The organism is Streptomyces sp. NPDC029041, assembly GCF_040637515.1.
Classification (GTDB): domain Bacteria; phylum Actinomycetota; class Actinomycetes; order Streptomycetales; family Streptomycetaceae; genus Streptomyces.
Genome location: NZ_JBEZWO010000005.1, coordinates 31201 through 49058 on the forward strand (window position 1 = coordinate 31201; position 17858 = coordinate 49058).

Here is a 17858-nt window from a genome sequence, read left to right on the forward strand (position 1 = left end):
CCGGTGTGGGTGTCGGGCGTGCGGACCGGGGGTTCGGTCCTCGGCGCTGCCGTGTGCCGCGGAGTTGTCCCGGTGTGGGTGTCGGCGTGTGCCGCGGAGGGTCCCGGTGTGGGTGTCGGGCGTGCGGACCGGGGGTTCGGTGCCGGCGTCGCCGTGCGCTGTGGAGTTGCCCCGGTGTCGGGGTCGGTGTCGGGCGTGCGCCGGGGAGTGTCCCGTCCGTCCCCGGCGTGTGCCGTGGAGTGTCCCCGAAGGGCGGGCCGCGCGTCCGTCCCCCCGTGGAAGGACGCGCGGACCGGGTTCAGGGGAGGCGGCGGGCCAGCAGGAGGAAGGCGGCGGCCGTCGCGGTGCCGGTCACGGCCAGCAGGAGGCCGGTCTCCACGTACTGGAGCGGCCAGAAGTGGGACCGCGGGTGGAACGTGGCGTGGCTGATCCGGACGCCGTGGGGCAGGGGGGTGTCCCAGGTGACCTGGGAGGCCGAGCGGGGCAGTTCGATGCTGCCGGGCGCGATGCGGCTGACGGTCGGCCAGAGGTCCTCGCGGTGCCGTTCCAGGAGGCTGTGGAGGAGCAGGGAGGCGGCCAGGGCCACTCCCGTGGCGGGCAGGGCCCGGCGCCACACCAATCCGGCGAGGGCGCCGAGGGCGAGTCCGGCCAGGGCGTAGGCCACGGCCACCGGGCCCGTCGACACGAACGCGTCCGGGTTGTACCAGTCGCCGACCAGGTCGGGATCGCCGTCGCCGCGCGCCCGGACGTTCAGCAGTACGAGCGCGCCGGTGCCGGCGGTGAGCAGCGCGGCCGGGGCGGCCAGTTTCGCGGCCAGCCAGCGCAGGGGGCCGACGGACTGGGTCCAGGCCAGCTGTGCGGTGCCGCGCTCCAGCTCGCGGCCGACCAGGGCGCCGCCCGCCCAGGCGGCCACGGGGAACATCACCCAGGACAGGGCCGTGGCCAGCACGGCGATGCCGTTCGCGTACACCTCGTCGGCGGTGATCGCCTCGACCGCAGCGCAGGAGGGGAGCCGGTCCGTGGAGGGCGTGGCGCAGGCGCTCATGCCCGCGCGGGCCTCGTCCCCGAGGGAGTGCAGCCAGACCAGGGCGGCGGTGGCGCAGGCCAGGGCCGACAGCGACAGGAACAGGGCCGTGCGGTGGGTGCGCAGCACCGCCCGCAGCAGGCCGCCCCGGTGGAGGGCGGGACGGGCGGCGGGGGCGGCCGCCGCGGTGAGGGCGGTCATACGGCGGCTCCCGTGCGGCGGCGCAGCAGGACGAAGGCGGTCGCGGCCGCCAGGGCGGCGACGGCGAGGAGGAGGCCGGTCTCCATGAGCTGGAGGGGCCAGAAGTGGGAGGCCGGGTGATAGTCGGCGTAGTAGTGGGTGATGCCGAGCCGGGACTCGCACCGGAACTCGCCCGAGCACGACGGGATCGGGACGCGGGCACCGGAAGCGGTCAGGGCGCCGGTCTCGACGATCATGCTGTTGATGCCGGGGGTGCCGTCGTCCAGGCTGGTCACGACCGTCTGCACCGGCCACAGGTGCGGACGCAGTTCGTCGAGGACGTAGACGAGTGACACGACCGCCAGGGCGGCGACGCCGAGGGCGGGCAGCGTCCGGCGCAGCAGCAACCCCACCAGGACGCCGAGGGCCAGGGCGGCGAGGGCCTCGGCGGCGGCGACGGTGCCGTTGATCTCGAAGACGCCGTCGTCGTGCCACTCGCGCCAGCGCATGGCACTGATCAGGGAACGGTCCGACGACCACAGCATGCGGTGCAGCAGGGTCAGCGTGAGCGTGCCCGTCATGAGCAGCAGGGCCGGGATCGCGAGCTTGGCGGCCAGCCAGCGGGCCGGGCTGACCGACTGGGTCCAGGCGAGCCGGGCGGTGCCGTTCTCCAGTTCGCGGCCGATGAGGGCGCCGCCCGCCCAGGCGCCGGTGAGCAGCGGGAGGAGCCTGAGCAGACCGATGCCGACCGCGACGGCCGTCTGGTACCGGCTGTGCGCGGGGCCGGGGGCGTCGCAGCCCAGGTTCGGGCGGGCCTGGTCGCAGCCCATGGCCGTGTACTCGGCCCAGGCGGCGTCCGCGCCCGGGCCCATCGCCCACAGCAGCGCCCCGGCGGCGACCGCCACCAGGCCCAGCCAGAACAGCAGCGCCGTGCGGTGCAGCCGGACCATGGCCCGCAGCAGGCCGCGCGACGGCGAGGTGGGCCGGGTGGTGGCGGGTGCGGTCACGGTGTCGAGGGCGGTCATACGGCGGCCTCCCGCGCGTCGAGCAGGAGCGGCGGGGCGGCGGGGGAGCGCAGGTGGGCCAGGACGACTTCCTCCAGGGACGGGCGGTCGCCCTGGAATTCGTCGCCGAGGGGTCCGGCGGGCCGGACCAGGGCGGTCAGCTGGCGGCCGGTGGTGCGCGACTCGACCACGGTGTGCGGGTCGAGGGCCTCGCCCGCCCGGCCCGTGACCAGGGTGTGCGCGGCGAGCAGGTCGTCGAGCGGCCCGGCGAGCCGGACGCGGCCCGAGCCGAGCAGCAGCAGGTGGTCGCAGGATCCCTCCAGCTCCGCGACGACGTGCGAGGACATGACAACCGTGGTGCCGTGGTCGGCGGCGTCGGCCATGAGCGTGGCCATCAGCTGGTGTCGCGCGAGCGGGTCGAGGTCGGCCATCGGCTCGTCCAGCAGCAGCAGTTCGGGGCGTTTTCCGAGTGCGAGTGCGAGGGCGACGCGGGTGCGCTGGCCGCCGGAGAGCGCCCGGATCTTCGTGCCGGGGTCGAGGTCGCCCTCGGCGACGATCCGCTCGGCGACCCGGGCGTCCCAGCGCCGGGGGTTGAGGTCGCGGCCCAGTCGCAGGGTCCCGGCGATGGTCAGCTGCGGGTACAGGGGCTTGTGCTGGGCGACGTAGGCGAGGCGCTCGCGGGCCGCGGCCGGGGTGGTGCCGAGCACGGTGATGCTGCCCTCGGTGGGGCGCAGCAGCCCGGCAGCCAGGGAGATCAGGGTGGACTTGCCGGCGCCGTTGGGGCCGGTGAGGGCGCAGACGCGGCCCGCGGGGAGCCGGAAGGCGCAGCCGTCCAGGGCCGGGGCGCGGCGGCGCCCGAACCTCCTGCCCAGCCCCGCCGCCTCGATGGCGGTGTCGGTCATGCGTCCCCCTTGAAGTCTGCGAAATGCGCGTCGAGTACGGAAGTGAAGAGGGCGGCCACGTCCTCGCGCTCCAGGCCGGCCTCGCGTGCCCGGACCGCCCAGACGTCCAGGTCGGCGCGGAGCGGGGAGTCGGCGGGGGCGGTGCTCAGGGCCTTGCGGACGAACGTGCCCAGTCCGCGGCGCGCCTCGACCAGGCCCTCGCGCTCCAGCTCCCGGTAGGCCTTGAGGACCGTGTTCGGGTTGATGGCGGTGGCCTCCACCACCTCACGGGCCGTCGGGAGCTTGTCTCCCGGCTCCAGCAGGCCCAGGCGCAGGGCCTGTTTGGTCTGCTGGACGATCTGGACGTAGGTGGCGACGCCGCTGCGCCGGTCGATGCGGTACTCGACCACTGCTCCACCACCCTTTGACTAAATGAGTAGTGAAAGGGTGGTGGAAGGGGGCGGGGAAAGTCAAGCGTGCTTGCGTGAACCGTTCGGGCCGGACCGTCCGATGAGGAGATGTGAGCGATACGAGAAGCGACGGGGAGCTGCTGCGGGCCATAGCCGCGGACGCCGACCGGCGTGCCTTCGAGGAGCTGTACCGGCGCTACGCGCCCTGGCTCCGGGCCCGGTTGCGCGGGCGGTGCGCCGATCTCGGCGTCGTCGACGACGTGGTGCAGGAGACCTTCCTCGCGGTGTGGCGCGGCACGGCCCGCCACCGGCAGGAGGGCCACTCCCCGGACGCGGCCGGATGGCTGTGGCGCATCGCCTCGCGGCGGCTGGTGGACGCGATGCGGGGCGACGGTGCGCGGGGACGGCTGCGGCAGGCACTGGCGCGGCTGCGGCACCGGGACGAGGCCTCGGCGGAGGAACGCGTGCTCGCGGGGGTGGAGCACGGGGACCTCGCCGGGGCGCTGGTCCGGCTGTCGCCGGAGCTGAGGGCGGTGCTGCAGGCGACCGTCATCGACGGGCTGACCACCCGTGAGGCGGCCGTGCTGCTCGGGATACCGCCCGGGACGGTCAAGACGCGGGCGATGCGGGCCCGGAAGCAGTTGCGGGAGGCCCTGGCATGAGCTGGCACGTGTCCGAAGAAGATCTGCGCGCCTATGCGCGCGGAGAGTTGAAGGCCCCCGGGCTCTGGTCCGCCGACGCCCATCTGACCTCCTGCGCGGGGTGCCGCGCGGTGCTGGCGGAGGTCGGCGACCCCGTCGTGCTCGACGCCGGCTGGGACCGGCTCGACGCCGAACTGGACGCGCCCCGGACGGGGTTGCTGGAGAGGCTGCTGGTGCGGTCCGGGGTGGCCGGGCACACCGCGCGGCTGCTGGCGGCGACGCCGGTGCTGCGGCGGTCCTGGCTGGGGGCCGTCGTCGCCGTGCTGCTGCTGAGCGTCGCGGCCGGGCATGCCGTGCGCGGCGGGGAGTTCCCGACGCTGTTCCTGGCCCTCGCGCCGCTGCTGCCGCTGGCCGGGGTGGCGCTGTCGTACGGGCCCGCGCTGGATCCGACGTACGAGATGGCCGTCGTCGCTCCGATGCACGGGTTCCGGCTGCTGATGATCCGGACGGTGGCCGTACTGGTCGTCGTGCTGGCGCTGAACGGGCTGGCGACCCTCGCGCTGCCCGCCTACGGGCTGCGGGCGCTGGCCTGGCTGCTGCCCGGGCTGGCCCTGACGGCGACCGGACTCGCGCTGATGCCCCGTCTCGGGCCGGTGCTCGCACCGTCCCTGGTGGGCGGGGCATGGGCCGGGCTGCTGCTGGCGGCCGACGCGCTGCGGGCCGGGGCGGACGTACCCCTCGCGCCGTTCACCGCGGCCGGGCAGGGCGTGTCGGCGGTCGTCGCCGCGCTCGCCGCCGGGCTGCTCTTCCTGCTCCGTGACCGATTCGACCTCTTCCAGGGACGTGCCGTATGACCACGACCGTGTCCGCCTCCGGGCTGAGCCTCCGCTACGGCGGCACCCGGGCCCTCGACGACGTGGCGCTGCGGCTGACCGCCGGTGTCACCGGGCTGCTCGGCCCCAACGGCGCCGGCAAGACCACCCTGCTGCGGGTGCTCGCCACCGCCCTGCTCGCCGACCGCGGGGCCTTCACCGTGCTCGGGCACGATCCGGGCACCGCCCGCGGCCGCCAGGAGGTGCGGCGCCGGCTGGGCTATCTGCCCCAGACCCCGGGCTTCCACCCGGACTTCACCGCCTTCGAGTTCGTCGACTACGTGGCGATCCTGAAGGAGATGACCGACCGGGCCGCCCGGCACCGGGAGGTGCGGCGGGTGCTCGACGAGGTCGGCCTGGCGGACGTGCGGAGCAAGCGGATCCGCAAGCTGTCCGGGGGCATGCGGCAGCGCGTCGCCCTGGGAGCAGCCCTCGTCGGCGACCCCGGGTTCCTGGTGCTGGACGAGCCGACCGTCGGTCTCGACCCCGAACAGCGCATGCGGTTCCGGGAACTGATCGCGGAGGCCGGGCAGGGGCGGACGGTGCTGCTGTCCACCCACCAGACCGAGGACGTGGCGATGCTCTGCCACCGCGTGGTGGTCATGGCCGACGGCCGGGTGCGGTTCGAGGGCACCCCGGCCGAGCTGACCGAGCGGGCCGCGGGGCGGGTGTGGAGCAGCACCGAGCGGGCCCCCGGCGCGAAGGCCGGGTGGCGCACCGGGACGGGCACCTTCCGGAACGTGGGGGACCCGCCGCCCGGCGCCGAGCTGCTCGAACCCACCCTGGAGGACGGCTACCTGCTCACCCTCGACGGCACCGGAGCGGAGGTGGCGGCATGACCGCGGTGACGGAGAAAACGGCCGTGCCCGGGACGGTGGAGGAGCCGGGCGGGGCCTGGAAGGCCGTCCTCGCTCTGGCCGTGTTCGAGTCCCGCCGGCTGCTGACCCGGGTCCCGGTGCTGCTGGCCTTCGCGGTGTACGCCGGCTGGACCGTGTGGCGCGGCGGGAGGGCGTGGGGCGACTACCCGGCCCTCCAGGACGCCGACCGGGCCACCCAGGGCGCGCCGATGCTCATCGGCCTCGCGGTCCTGCTGTCCGTCAACCTCGCCGCCCTGCGCTCCCGGAGGCACGACACGGAACGGCACCTCGCGGTGCTGGTGCTCCCGCAGTGGCGCCGTACGGCCGCCCACGCCCTGTCGGTCGTGGCCGTGGCCCTGCTCACCGCCGTGTGCGTGGCCGGTCAGTTCGGCCGCGAGGCGCTGCGGCCCGGCGCGATCGGGCACGGGTCGCTGGGCGAACTGCTCGTCGGACCGCTGACCGTGCTGCTGTTCGGGCTGTTCGGGCTGCTCCTGGCAGGGCTGGTGCGGTCCGCTCTGGCCGGGCCGCTGCTGGTGGTGCTCTTCCTGTTCTTCTTCGTCTTCCTCTCGGGCATGGACTACGGGGCGAGGTGGCTGCTGCCGGCGGTCGAGGAGGCGTCCCCCAACACCCTGCCGTCGGACCTGATGGGCCGGCCGGCCGCCTGGCACGCCCTGTACCTGGCCGGGCTGGGCCTGTGCCTCGGGCTGCTGGCGGTGCTCCTGGCCGGTGCCCGCAAGCCGGCCGTGTTCGCCGGTGTCGCCGGGGCGCTCGCCATGACGCTGGTCGGCGGAGTGGCCCAGTCGGCGGGCGACTCCCCCGAGTTGCTCAAGGCACGCGAACGCGCCACCGTGCACCCCGAGCAGGTGCAGACCTGCGTCCGGCGGGACGGATCGACGTACTGCGCGTTCCCCGAGTGGGTGCCGCGGGTGGCGGACTGGGCCGGGGTCGTGGACCGGGTCCGGTCCCTGGCCGGGGGCGGCGCCCACGAGCAGGACCTCGTCGTACGGCAGCGGATCGAAGCGCGCTACGGCCTGTCCAGTGACTCCGCTCTGGCCCCGCTGGAGCGTCCGCACGAGGTGACGGTGGGCACCGCGTGGGGCGGCAACCGCGTCCCCGAGTTCTCCGCGGCCGTGGCCGGTGTGCTGATCGCGGGCGACGAGAAGGCCGCGACCTCGATCTGCGACGGCCGCATGGTCCCCCTGATGTGGCTGGCCGTGGGCTGGGAGTCCGAGCCGCTCGACGCGCTGCGCCGTGTCCGCCTCGACGACACCGTCACCGGCTCTTCCTTCGTGCTCCAGCCCACCGACGGCCTGTACATGACCGAGGCCCAGACCGAGGTGCTGCGGGCGCTGCTCGACCTGCCCCGCGACGAGGCCGAAGCGCGGGTCAAGGACCACTGGGGCGAACTGACCGCACCGAAGGTCACCACGGCCCGGGCCGCCGAACTGCTCGGCCTGCCCGCGCCCGAGGGGAAGGACAAGTGCTCGTGATCCGGCAGTTGCTGTTCCCTGTCCAGCGGACGGTGCCGTGGGCGGTGATCGGCGCGGCCGGGGCGACGGGACTGCTGCTCGCCGCGCTGACCCGGACCGGCGAGGCGGCGGAACAGCTCTCCCTGTATCTGCTGCGGGCCGCGATCCTCGCCTTCGCCTTGGGTCTGGCCTTCCTCCTGGACGACCCGGCCCGCCACACCACGTCCACCGTCCCGACCCCGCGCCCGGTCCGCATCGCCCTGCGCACGGCCCTCGCGGTCCCGGCCGCGGCGGCCTGGTGGACGGTGGCCCTGCTGCTCGTGCCGCCGGAGGTACGGCCTCCGGTCGCCGGCCTCACGCTGGAGGCGGGGGCGGCCTTCGTCCTGGCGGTGGCGGGCGGGGTGGTCGCGGTGCGGTTCGGTGAACTGACCCGGCCCGGACTGCCGGTGGCGGCCGGACTGCTGACCACATCGGTGCTCGTCATGCTGTTCTGGCCCGGTCGCTGGGCCCTGTTCGTACAGGTGCAGGACGAACGGTGGGCGGCGGCGCACGAGCGGTGGGGCTTGGTGCTGGGCGCGGCCGTGCTCCTCGGTGCGGTGTGCGCGGTGGAGCCACTGCGGCGGCGGGTCCGGCTCTGGTCGGCGCCTGGCACATCGAGCGGTTGTGCAGATGGTCATGCCCGGCCGTGAACGTCCATATGGTGAGGTGGTCCTACAACCAAGGGTTGTGTGGCTACCCTGCTACCCGTGGATTCCAAAGCCGTACGGGCCTTCGTCGCGATCGCCGACTCCGGGCAGTTCCAGAAGGCCGCCGGGGATCTGGCCCTCACGCAGCAGGCCGTGTCCAAGCGCATCGCCGCGCTGGAGAAGGACCTGGGTGTCCGGCTGCTCGTCCGCACGCCGCGCGGGGCGGAGCTCACCATCGACGGGCAGGCCCTGCTGCCACACGCCCGCGCCCTGCTCCAGGCGGAGGAACGGGCGGTGGCCGCAGTACGGCCCGGGGGGCGGGCGCTGCGGGTGGACATCGTGGGGCGCCGGGCCGCCACGGCGGGACTGGTCCGGGACTTCCACCGGGCGCACCCGGAGATCACGCTGGACGTCGTCACCCTCTTCGGCGTCGACGCGGCGGTCGCCGCCGTGCGGGACGGGGCCGTCGACGCCACGTTCCGGGCCGTCACCATGCCCGGGCACCGGCTCCCCGACGGCATCACGGCGACCCCGGCCCTCGACGAGCCGCTCCGGCTGTGCGTCGGCCCCGGCCACGAGTTCGCCCGGGCCGAGTGGGTGACGCCGGCGCAACTCGCGGGACACCGCATCTGGATGCCGGGCAACGAGCCCGGCACGGAGTGGGCCGCCTACTACGACGAACTCGCCGCCACCTTCGGCCCGGCCATCGACACCATCGGCCCCAACTTCGGTGTCGAGGCCCTCCTCGACACCGTCGCGGACTCCCCGACCCTGGCGACGTTCCTCAGCGAACGCACCCCGCTGGTGTGGCCGACCGACCACGACCTGCGCCTCGTCCCGCTGCGCGACCCGACCCCGGTCTACCCGCACTGCCTGCTCTGGCGCACGGACAACCCCCACCCGGGCCTGACCGCCCTGCGCGCCCACCTGGCGGCACAGCCCCGGCTCACGGAAGGCAAGACCTGGCGCCCGTCCTGGGCGGAGTGAAACTGTCGGGGCCACTCGCTTCTTGCCAGTGTCGTGCTTCCACGAGCCGAGTAAAGGGCGCTTCGCGTCGGCTGTGCCGATCGGCCTGCGGCCGACCCTTGACTCACCTCGCTCCAGCACGGGAGAGAAGCGAGCGAGCGGCCCGAAAAGGCGGGTGGCCAAACGCTGTGTGCGATCAACGCCCCGTCGTACCGCTGATCGGCATCGGCGGGCGCACCCGCGCCTCGCCGGCACGCCGGGTGGTCTCAGCGGCGAGCGGTGGTCGTGGGGAGGGGAGCCGGGCCGGGGGCAAAGGGGGTGCCCTCTGCGGTATTGGAGCGGATGGGCCACGGGCGGGAGCGAAACGCGGGTGAGAACTGGGCAACATGGCCCAAATACTCCACCGGGCTCGCAAGGCCCCGCCTACGCCCCCCCACCGCTCGCCGCTGAGCCAAGCCGGCGTGCAGGTGACGCGCCCGCGCCCGCCGACGCCGATCAGCGACGCAACGGGCCGATGACCGCACGCGGGGTTCGGCCACCCGCCTTTCCGGGCCGCTCGCTCGCTTCTTCCTCGTGCTGGAGCGGACTGGGTCAAGGGTCGGCCGCAGGCCGATCGGCGGAGCCGACGCGAAGCGCCCTTGAGGCAGGCCGTGGAAGCACGACACTGGCAAGGAAGCGGGCGGCCCCGACAGTCAGTTGGTGACGTAGTCGAGGAACGACGCCCAAGGGCTCGCGCCGAACACGAGTATCGGACCCTGCGGCTGCTTGCTGTCGCGGACCGGGATCGTGCCGGGGCAGTTGTCGGCGACCTCGACGCAGTTGTTGTCTCCCCCGTCGCTGTAGGACGACTTGCGCCACACAGCAGCGGTGAGGTCGCGGGTGCTCGTCATGATCTGTGCTCCTCCAGTACGCCCCTGATGAACGCGAGCGAGTCCGACGGGGACAACGCCAGGTCGCGAAGCCGATCGTAGGACGACCGCTCCCGAAGAACCTCGTCCGGACCTTCGATCAGCCGACCACTGCTGTTGCCTTCCGTGTAGGCAACGGCGCTTCCATTCCTCTGCCAGAGCAGCGTCAGCGATCCGTTCATATGGTGATGCGCACCCGCCGAGAACGGCAGTACCTGGAGCGCCAAGTTGGGCCACAGTGCCGCGGCCTCAAGGTGAAGCAGCTGGTCGTGCCACGTCTTGCCCTGGGCAGCGGGACGTCGGAGCGCGAACTCGTCCACGATGATCCGGACCTCGGGCTCCGGCTTCTGCCCCAGCACAGACTGCCGTCCGAGCCGAGCGGCTACTTGCTCCTCGACAGCCTCGTCACCCTCAGCCGTTGTCTGAGCGCCAGATAACACCCCGCGAGCGAAGTCCTCTGTCTGCAGCAGCCCGGGAATCCCCAGCGAGAACTTCCACATGATCCGCGCCGTCGCCTCCAGCGCCATGAACTCCCTGTACTGATCCTTGAACGCATCCAGCCGAGCCGCCTTCCAATGGCTCAACAGCAGGTCACCCGTGCCGTAGTAGCCGTCCAGGTCCTCCATGACCGTCACCTTGGAGAGCCGCTCCCCGGACTCCAGCCGGCTCAGATAGCTCTTCTCGTAGCCGGTCTCGTCGGCCAGCTGCCCCAGTGACTTCCCGGCCTTCTCCCGCAGGACCTTCAGCGTCTGCCCGAGCATCACCCGCCCGGAGACCGGCTCCGCGTCAACGTTCTGACCCACGTCACCCCTCCCCGTTGTCTGAGCGCCAGACAACACCGGACCTCTTCCGCAGCGTACGTGCGATGAGTGACGATCGAGGCACGAACGGTGATCACCGCTCGTCAACCCCGCCTTGAATCCCCCTGCCCTGAGAAGGGACGCCCCCGTGCGCCTGCGTATCGCCGAATTCTGCGAGTCCCTGCTGCTCGCCCTCCTGCGGAGCCTGCTGCCCGCACGAGGGCGTCATCGAGCGGTGTCGGCCTGGCGTCCGCCGGCGCTGCCCCACTCCCCGCCGGTCCCCAGGCCCTGGCCCCCGGAACCGCTGCTCATGGACGGCCCGCTCGTCCGGCCGTACCTGCGTGCCGAGGAGGTGTTCGTATGAGGCTGCTCCCCTGGACCGGGCTCGACGGACGGCCCTGCTACCTCAGCACCGATGACCCCGACAGCCTCCTCTCGCGGCTCGCCGATGACATCGAGGCCGTGCAACTGACGTCCGCGGAGCAGGTGCTCGCCGGCGCCAGGGCCGTACTCGGCGATGCCGGAGCCGGTGAGCACGCGCTGCGTTTCGCACTGGTCAGGGCAGTGGAGTCGCTGGGGGAGGTGCTGCGCGTCGCGGTGAGCCGGGGCGAGCGCATCGCCGACCGGCGACGCCCTGACCCGGGACCTCCCGATGGCTCCCTCAGGTCTCCGTCCGGTACATCAGATCCACCTCGTGCGTGGTGAACCCCAGCCGCTCGTACACCGACACCGCCGCCTTGTTGTCGGCGTCGACGTACAGCATCGCGGTCGGCAGCCCCTGGTCCGCGAGGTGCCGCAGCCCGATCGTGGTCAGGGACTTGCCGAGGCCGCCGCCCTGCGCGCCGGGGCCGACGCCGAGGACGTACACCTCGCCCAGGCCCTCCTCGGCGTGCACCTTGGTCCAGTGGAAGCCGACGAGTTCGTCGCCGCGGAAGGCGAGGAAGAAGCCCGCCGGGTCGAACCACGGCTCGGCCTTGCGGTCGTCGAGGTCGCGCTGGGTGAGGGAGCCCTGCTCGGGGTGGTGGGCGAAGGCGGCGGCGTTCACCGCGAGCCAGGCCGCGTCGTCCTCGCCGGGCACGAAGGCGCGGACCGAGACGCCCTCGGGGAGCACCGGGTCGGGCGCGTCGAAGCCGGTCAACGGGCGCCGCATCTGGCGCAGTTCACGGAAGAGCGTGAGGCCGAGGACCTGTGCGAGATGCCGGGCGGCGGAGTGCCCGCCGTGTGCCCACACCCGCAGGCGCTTGCCCGACGCGGCCAGCAGGGCCGAGCCGAGCGCCCGGCCGTGCCCGTGTCCGCGATGCCCGGGATGCACCACCAGTTCGGCGGCCGGCGGCTCCACCGGGTCCGTGTCCTCCAGCTGGGCGTAACCGACCAGTTCCCCGCCGGTGGTGAGCAGCAGATGGGACACGCCCTCCCGCTCCCCGCCGCGCAACTGCAACCGGCCCTGTTCGGACACCGCCTGCTGCCCGTCGGTCCGGGCCGCCTCCTCGAGCAGTCCGAGCACGGCCTCGGTCTGCTCCGCGGAGAGCGCGGCAAGGGTCTCGATCGAGCGGGGGCGGCCCGGCCTTACGGTGTCGTCGCTGGTCATGCGTACGAGGGTACGGGGCACCACCGGCAAATCCGCGGCAAAGAAGCAACCAGGCCGTAACCATGAAACACCTGTTGCGCTACGCGCGTTGACTCTAGGCTGCGCCGGACGACATCACTGTCCCAGCAGACCTACAGGGGGGCGTATGCCAGCCACTTCACCGGCGCACCCGGACCGCCGCAGACGTCGTACGAACCGTTTCGCCGCTCTCGCCGCCGGTGTCGTCACCGTCGGTGCGCTGGCCGCGGCCGGACTGCCCGGCTCGGCTTCGGCAGGGGAGGAGCGCAGCGAGGGCGGGTACGGCCACGGCCGCTACCAGGACGTCCAGCTGCTGTCCTTCAACGACCTGCACGGCAACCTGGAGCCGCCCGCCGGTTCCTCGGGCCGTGTCACCGAGGCGCAGCCCGACGGCACGACGAAGACCATCGACGCCGGTGGTGTCGAGTACCTCGCCACGCATCTGCGGCAGGCCCGCAAGGGCGAGAAGTACTCCATCACGGCCGCCGGCGGCGACATGGTGGGAGCCTCGCCGCTGCTGTCCGGGCTGTTCCACGACGAGCCGACCATCGAGGCGCTGAACAAGCTCGACCTCGACGTCACCTCCGTCGGCAACCACGAGTTCGACGAGGGCGCCAAGGAGCTCGGCCGCCTCCAGAACGGCGGCTGCCACCCGAAGGACGGCTGCTACTCGGACACGAAGTTCGAGGGCGCCGACTTCCCCTACCTCGCGGCCAACGTCCTCGACGAGAAGACGAAGAAGCCGATCCTCAAGCCCTACTGGGTGTGGAAGAAGAACGGCGTCAAGGTCGGCTTCATCGGCGTGACCCTGGAGGGCACCCCGGACATCGTCTCCGCCGAGGGCGTCAAGGGCCTGTCCTTCAAGGACGAGGTCGAGACGATCAACAAGTACGCCAAGGTGCTGCAGAAGCAGGGCGTGAAGTCGATCGTCGCGCTCATCCACGAGGGCGGTTTCCCGGCGTCGACGTCGTACAACTACGACTGTGACTCCCCGGGCGCGGGCGACGGCATCTCCGGGCCGATCGTCGACATCGCCAAGAACGTCACGCCGCAGGTGGACGCGCTGGTCACCGGCCACACCCACAACGCGTACGTGTGCAGCATCGCCGACCCGGCGGGCAAGCCCCGCATGGTCACCTCGGCCGCGTCCTTCGGCCGCCTCTACACCGACACGACGCTGACCTACGACCGCAGGACCGGCGACATCGCCCGTACGGCCGTGAAGTCCGCGAACCGCGTGGTCACCCGGGACGTCCCCAAGGCGCCCGACATGACCGAGCTGATCAGCAAGTGGAACACGCTGGCCGCGCCCATCGGCAACCGCGCGATCGGTTACATCTCCGGCGACATCGGCAACACCGGCACCGAGTCCCCGCTCGGCGACCTCATCGCCGACGCCCAGCTCGCCCACGGCAAGCAGCTCGACCCGGAGACCGACCTGGCGCTGATGAACCCGGGCGGCATCCGCGCGCCGCTGACCTACGCGGCCAAGGGCGCCGAGGGCGACGGTGTCGTCACCTACGCCGAGGGCTTCACGGTCCAGCCGTTCGCCAACACCGTGAACCTGCAGGACTTCACCGGCGCGCAGATCGTCCAGGTGCTCAAGGAGCAGGTGTCCGGCCCGAACGCGGCGGCCCCGAAGGTCCTCCAGGTGTCCTCCGGCCTGACCTACACGCTGGACCTCACCAAGTCGGGTGCCGACCGGGTGGTCACGGACAGCATCAGGCTGAACGGCTCGGCCATCGACCCGTCGGCCACCTACCGTGTCGCGACGAACAGCTTCCTCGCGGGCGGCGGTGACGGCTTCCCGACCCTCGGCCAGGGCACGAACGACGTCGTCGGCGCCGACGACCTGACCGCGCTGGAGCAGTACCTGACGGCCAACTCCTCGGCGTCGAACCCGATCGCGCCGCCGAAGGCGGACCGGATCACGATCGTGAAGTAGGTCGCATACCGGGGGTTCGAGTTGCGGGTGGGGGCGGTGCGCATGGTCGGATGGATCGATGCGTACCCCCCACCACCTCGATGCGCATCCCCGTCCGAACCCGTACGAGGAGCTCGCCGCCCTCGATGACGGGCCTCTGGAGGAGACCCCTCTGGAGGAGTTCCTCCCGGAGGAACGCACTGCGGGCGCCGAGGACGCCTGGGCCCCGCCGGACCATCGCCGCGGCGGCAAGCGACGTCGGAAGAATCGTTTCGCTGGCTTGCCGTTCGCGGTGAAGGCCGTCGTCGGCCTGGTCGTCCTCGCCTCGTTCGCCGCCCTCGGCGACCGCGGGGCGGTGCTGTACGCCGAGCACCGGGCCGCCGACACGCTCAAGGACCGCCTCGACCTGGCCGCCGCGCCCGAGGTGGAGATCGGCGGCTTCCCCTTCCTCACCCAGCTCGCCGACAAGCGGCTGGAGTCGGTGAGGCTGACCGTCCCGGACGTCGCCGCCGACCGCGTCTCGCTCGCGAAGGTGTCGGCCACGGCCCACGACGTGCGGCTCAACGCCGACGGACTGACGTCCGTGCGGGGTGCCGACGTCCCCCGGTTCGACGGGGACGTGCTGCTGTCCTTCGAGGACCTCAACCGCGAACTCGGCGCCTCCCAGGTGAAGTTCACGGGCGAGGGCCGCGACCGGGTGCGGGCACGGGGCACCCTGCCGGTCGCCGGTCACGACCTCAAGCTGCGGGCCGAGGCCCGGATCCGGCGGCAGGGCGAGCGGGGCATCGCCACCGAGATCGGCGGCATGCGCCTGGACATCGGTGACCTGGCGACCTACCGCCCCGGCAAGCGCCCCTCGGAAGGGCTGCACCTGACGCCCGAGGCGTCCGCGGATCTGGCCCGGGAGACCCGCAAGGCCAAGGCGCTGCTGTCGGTCCCGGCCATCGTGCGGCGGATGGGCGTACCCGAGGCGACCGTGAACCAGGCCCTGGCCGACGACGGCAAGCTCACCGAGCTGACCGGCTCCCCGCGCTTCGCCCGCCAGGCCGAACGCCTGAACCTCATCGACCTCGCCCTGGACAACCCCGACGTGCTCAAGAGTCTGGGCCTCGACCCCTCTCTGCTCGGGGAGTTGTCGCGCCTGACCCGGCCGGTCCTGGCCGACCGGCTCGCGCTGGCCTTCGAACTGCCCAAGCCGGAGCAGGGAGACATGAAGCTGGAGGACGTACGGGTGGAGGAGGACGGCATCCGCGTGCGGCTGTCGGGCTCGGGGCTGACGCTGGGCGGCTGAGCCGGCTCGGAGTTGTCCGGTGGGCGGCTGAGCCGGTGCGGCTGCGCAGAGCCGCCCGGCCTCGCGCTGGATCAATCTTTGTGTGCAGATGTGTTGACCTCTGTTCGAGAACCCTTCTAGTTTCGTGCTCCCATGAGCGGTCCGTCTGACGGTCGCTCATCCGTGCACCTGCTCAGAAGGGGATGTCGTGTCCAGAAAGAACCAGCGTGGGACAGCCGCCGCGGGGGCGCTCCTGGCCTGCGTCACGGCATTCGGCGGGGCATTCGCCTCCCCCGCGGCCGCCTCTCCCGCCCACCGTCCCACCCCACCGCCCGTCAGCGACTTCAAGGGCGTCAACTGGGCCGACCCGCGCGACAATTACGCCGACGACGCGGTCGTGCCCTCGGGCCTGTCCACCTCCGACAGCTACGCCACGACCTACGCCAAGTCCAGGGCGATCATCGGCGGGTTCTCCAAGCTCGGCGCCAACACCGTCCGCCTCCCGGTCAACCCGACCTCGGTGAACGGGCCGTTCTGGAAGTCGTACCGGGGCGCGATCGACGCCGCCACCGCCAAGGGCTTCAAGGTCATCCTGGGCTACTGGGAGGCCGACAACGCCAAGGACGGAAAGATCGACGACCAGGCGTCCTGGGACCGCATGTGGGCGCGGATCACCTCCGCCTACGCCGGCGATTCCAAGGTGTACTTCGAGCCGATGAACGAGCCGTTCGGCTACACCGCGCAGGAGTGGACCGACATCGCCGCGAAGTGGGTGACCACCCACCGCAACGTGCCCCGGGACCGGGTCCTGATCGGCGGCTACAAGTACAGCGAGGACGTCAAGCCGGTCTGCGCCGACCCGCGCCTCAAGGGCGTCCGCCTGGCCCTGCACAACTACGGCTTCTGGCACACCGACTGGACCAGCGTCGACCAGTGGAAGGCCGACTTCAAGAGCCGCATCGGCGACTGCGCGTCCCGCACGATCCTCGACGAGTTCGGCGCCTCGATGACCACCGGCCTGGACTACAACGGCCCGGTGGGCACCTCCAACGAGATCGCCTACATCCAGGCCGCGACCGACACCATCCGCGAGCTCGGGCTGGGCTCGGTCTACTGGCCCGGCCTGCGCAACGGTGACACCTACTCCCTCACCACGCTCCAGGGCACGGGCACGAACCTCAGCCTGACGGTGAACAACCAGAGCGGCCTGGACCGGCTGCACTACGCCTGGAAGCAGTAGTCACCCGCGAGGTGGTGGCCCTTCCGGGCCCGGCGCCGCTCGTCAGCCGGACCCGGAAGGGAGCCGTTCAGGACGCCGAAGGCGTCCAGCCCGCGAGCCAGTCCGCGATCTCCTGGTTCGCGGCCTGCGCGTCGGTCAGGTGCGGCCGGTTCGTGCTCGCCGGGCCGGCCCCGGCGCCGTAGTTCTTGTACTCGGCGAACCGGTCGTCCTTCCACGAGAACCCGCTCATGTCGGTCCACGGGGCCGGCTTGATCGCGTTGCTCAGGTTGGTGTTGCGGACCGTGGCCTGTGGATCGAGGGACGCGTCCCCGCCCGCGTGCCAGGGCCGGCCGAGGTGGAAGCCGCCGGCCGAGACGTCGCCGTTGACCGTGGAGTTGGCGATCAGGAAGCCCCTGCGGTTCGCCGCGGTGCTCGGAGCGGTGACGTACCCGGTCGAGGTGCCGTCCCAGCGCTTCTTCAGCGTGATCACGGACTTGTCGACGACCGCCGTGGCCCGGCCGAAGATGAAGTCGACGTTGCCGATCACGTAGGAGCCGGAGACGTAGACCCGGCCCAGCCGGTCCTTCGACGCGGTGTCCAGCAGCAGGGTGTCCTGGTCCCCGCTGACGATGATGCCGTCCAGGAACACCTTGTCGGCGGCGGTCCGCAGGGCGACGGCCTGATGGTCCTTGAAGTGCTGGTTGGCCTTCTCGTCGAAGTCGTTGGAAATGGTCAGGTTGCGCGCCTGGAAGTCGTCGGCCTCGACGGCGACGGTGGCGCTGCCGCTCGTGCCGTAGGTGCCACCGCCCGGCTTGGGGGTGCCCGACGCGTTGTTGTAGACGATCGTCGTGTCCTTGCGGCTTCCGCCGGTGCCCTGGAGGGTGACGTGCGGCTTGTTGGAGGGGATCTTCACCAGTTCGCGGTACGTCCCCGGCTTCACGGCGATCACCACGCGCGAGGGGTTGTTCGCCGGTACGGCGTTCACGGCGGCCTGGACGGTCCTGTACTGACCGCTGCCGTCCTGGGCGACGGTGAGGGTGGTGGCGGCCGCGGCCCTGGTGGAGGCGGAGGTGGCGGCGGAGGCCTGCAGTGCGGTGGAGCCCAGGGCGCCGAGGTCGGCGCCGTAGGCGAAGGTACCGGT

18 protein-coding genes and 1 pseudogene are annotated in these 17858 nt (G+C 72.4%); 11 read left to right on the plus strand and 8 right to left on the minus strand.

Annotated features, from left to right (window positions below):
* Positions 1–298 precede the first annotated feature (298 nt).
* From AB0F04_RS13415 to AB0F04_RS13430, 4 genes are read right to left on the minus strand one after another with little or no spacing between them, the layout of a single operon-like run.
* The gene (locus tag AB0F04_RS13415) at positions 299–1225 is read right to left on the minus strand and encodes a hypothetical protein (RefSeq protein WP_362040892.1); all 927 of its coding nucleotides are present in this window, start codon (positions 1223–1225) and stop codon (positions 299–301) included.
* Positions 1222–2229, minus strand: a complete 1008-nt coding sequence (locus tag AB0F04_RS13420) for an ABC transporter permease (protein WP_362040894.1) — start codon at positions 2227–2229, stop codon at positions 1222–1224. Before AB0F04_RS13420 ends, AB0F04_RS13415 begins: the two co-directional genes overlap by 4 nt.
* Positions 2226–3110: an ABC transporter ATP-binding protein gene (locus AB0F04_RS13425; protein ID WP_362040897.1), complete on the minus strand. Its 885-nt coding sequence runs from the start codon at positions 3108–3110 to the stop codon at positions 2226–2228. The genes AB0F04_RS13420 and AB0F04_RS13425 overlap by 4 nt, the downstream gene beginning before the upstream one ends.
* A complete protein-coding gene (locus AB0F04_RS13430; protein ID WP_362040899.1) occupies positions 3107–3499 on the minus strand; it encodes a GntR family transcriptional regulator in 393 nt (130 codons plus the stop codon). Before AB0F04_RS13430 ends, AB0F04_RS13425 begins: the two co-directional genes overlap by 4 nt.
* Before the next feature lie 110 nt (positions 3500–3609).
* Here AB0F04_RS13430 and AB0F04_RS13435 point away from each other — a divergent pair, with 110 nt between their 5' ends.
* From AB0F04_RS13435 to AB0F04_RS13460, 6 genes are read left to right on the plus strand one after another with little or no spacing between them, the layout of a single operon-like run.
* Positions 3610–4161 (plus strand): RNA polymerase sigma factor, encoded by a 552-nt coding sequence (locus AB0F04_RS13435; protein WP_362040901.1) that lies wholly within the window; start codon positions 3610–3612, stop codon positions 4159–4161.
* Positions 4158–4994 (plus strand): zf-HC2 domain-containing protein, encoded by an 837-nt coding sequence (locus tag AB0F04_RS13440; RefSeq protein ID WP_362040904.1) that lies wholly within the window; start codon positions 4158–4160, stop codon positions 4992–4994. Before AB0F04_RS13435 ends, AB0F04_RS13440 begins: the two co-directional genes overlap by 4 nt.
* Positions 4991–5851 carry an ABC transporter ATP-binding protein gene (locus tag AB0F04_RS13445; protein WP_362040906.1) on the plus strand — a complete coding sequence of 287 codons (861 nt, stop codon included), beginning with the start codon at positions 4991–4993 and terminating at the stop codon, positions 5849–5851. Before AB0F04_RS13440 ends, AB0F04_RS13445 begins: the two co-directional genes overlap by 4 nt.
* The gene (locus AB0F04_RS13450; RefSeq protein WP_362040908.1) at positions 5848–7359 is read left to right on the plus strand and encodes an ABC transporter permease; all 1512 of its coding nucleotides are present in this window, start codon (positions 5848–5850) and stop codon (positions 7357–7359) included. Before AB0F04_RS13445 ends, AB0F04_RS13450 begins: the two co-directional genes overlap by 4 nt.
* Positions 7356–8027: an ABC transporter gene (locus AB0F04_RS13455; protein ID WP_362040910.1), complete on the plus strand. Its 672-nt coding sequence runs from the start codon at positions 7356–7358 to the stop codon at positions 8025–8027. Before AB0F04_RS13450 ends, AB0F04_RS13455 begins: the two co-directional genes overlap by 4 nt.
* 57 nt (positions 8028–8084) lie before the next feature.
* Positions 8085–9011 (plus strand): LysR family transcriptional regulator, encoded by a 927-nt coding sequence (locus AB0F04_RS13460; protein ID WP_362040912.1) that lies wholly within the window; start codon positions 8085–8087, stop codon positions 9009–9011.
* A gap of 671 nt (positions 9012–9682) precedes the next feature.
* Here AB0F04_RS13460 and AB0F04_RS13465 read toward each other — a convergent pair.
* Together AB0F04_RS13465 and AB0F04_RS13470 are read right to left on the minus strand one after the other, a co-directional pair.
* The gene (locus AB0F04_RS13465; RefSeq protein ID WP_362040914.1) at positions 9683–9880 is read right to left on the minus strand and encodes a DUF397 domain-containing protein; all 198 of its coding nucleotides are present in this window, start codon (positions 9878–9880) and stop codon (positions 9683–9685) included.
* Positions 9877–10701 carry a helix-turn-helix transcriptional regulator gene (locus AB0F04_RS13470; protein WP_362040917.1) on the minus strand — a complete coding sequence of 275 codons (825 nt, stop codon included), beginning with the start codon at positions 10699–10701 and terminating at the stop codon, positions 9877–9879. Before AB0F04_RS13470 ends, AB0F04_RS13465 begins: the two co-directional genes overlap by 4 nt.
* A gap of 145 nt (positions 10702–10846) precedes the next feature.
* Between AB0F04_RS13470 and AB0F04_RS13475 the strand changes: the two genes are divergently transcribed.
* Entirely contained in the window at positions 10847–11062 is a 216-nt protein-coding gene (locus tag AB0F04_RS13475) for a hypothetical protein (protein WP_362040919.1), read from the plus strand.
* Complete coding sequence (locus AB0F04_RS13480) at positions 11059–11403, plus strand: hypothetical protein (RefSeq protein ID WP_362040921.1); 345 nt, start codon at positions 11059–11061, stop codon at positions 11401–11403. Before AB0F04_RS13475 ends, AB0F04_RS13480 begins: the two co-directional genes overlap by 4 nt.
* On the opposite strand, the gene mshD is transcribed toward AB0F04_RS13480, so the two are convergent.
* A complete protein-coding gene (mshD, locus tag AB0F04_RS13485) occupies positions 11360–12286 on the minus strand; it encodes a mycothiol synthase (RefSeq protein WP_362040923.1) in 927 nt (308 codons plus the stop codon). The genes AB0F04_RS13480 and mshD overlap by 44 nt on opposite strands.
* A 145-nt stretch (positions 12287–12431) precedes the next feature.
* Here mshD and AB0F04_RS13490 point away from each other — a divergent pair, with 145 nt between their 5' ends.
* The 3 genes from AB0F04_RS13490 (at position 12432) to AB0F04_RS13500 (ending at position 16738) form a co-directional block, all read left to right on the plus strand.
* The gene (locus AB0F04_RS13490; protein WP_362040925.1) at positions 12432–14249 is read left to right on the plus strand and encodes a bifunctional metallophosphatase/5'-nucleotidase; all 1818 of its coding nucleotides are present in this window, start codon (positions 12432–12434) and stop codon (positions 14247–14249) included.
* A 58-nt stretch (positions 14250–14307) separates the two neighbouring features.
* Positions 14308–15519, plus strand: a complete 1212-nt coding sequence (locus AB0F04_RS13495) for a DUF2993 domain-containing protein (protein ID WP_362040927.1) — start codon at positions 14308–14310, stop codon at positions 15517–15519.
* 187 nt (positions 15520–15706) lie between these two features.
* Complete coding sequence (locus AB0F04_RS13500; protein WP_362040929.1) at positions 15707–16738, plus strand: cellulase family glycosylhydrolase; 1032 nt, start codon at positions 15707–15709, stop codon at positions 16736–16738.
* 67 nt (positions 16739–16805) lie between these two features.
* Here the strand turns inward: AB0F04_RS13500 and AB0F04_RS13505 are convergent.
* Positions 16806–17798 (minus strand): annotated as a pseudogene (locus AB0F04_RS13505) (pectinesterase family protein); the annotation flags it as partial.
* Positions 17799–17858: the final 60 nt, after the last annotated feature.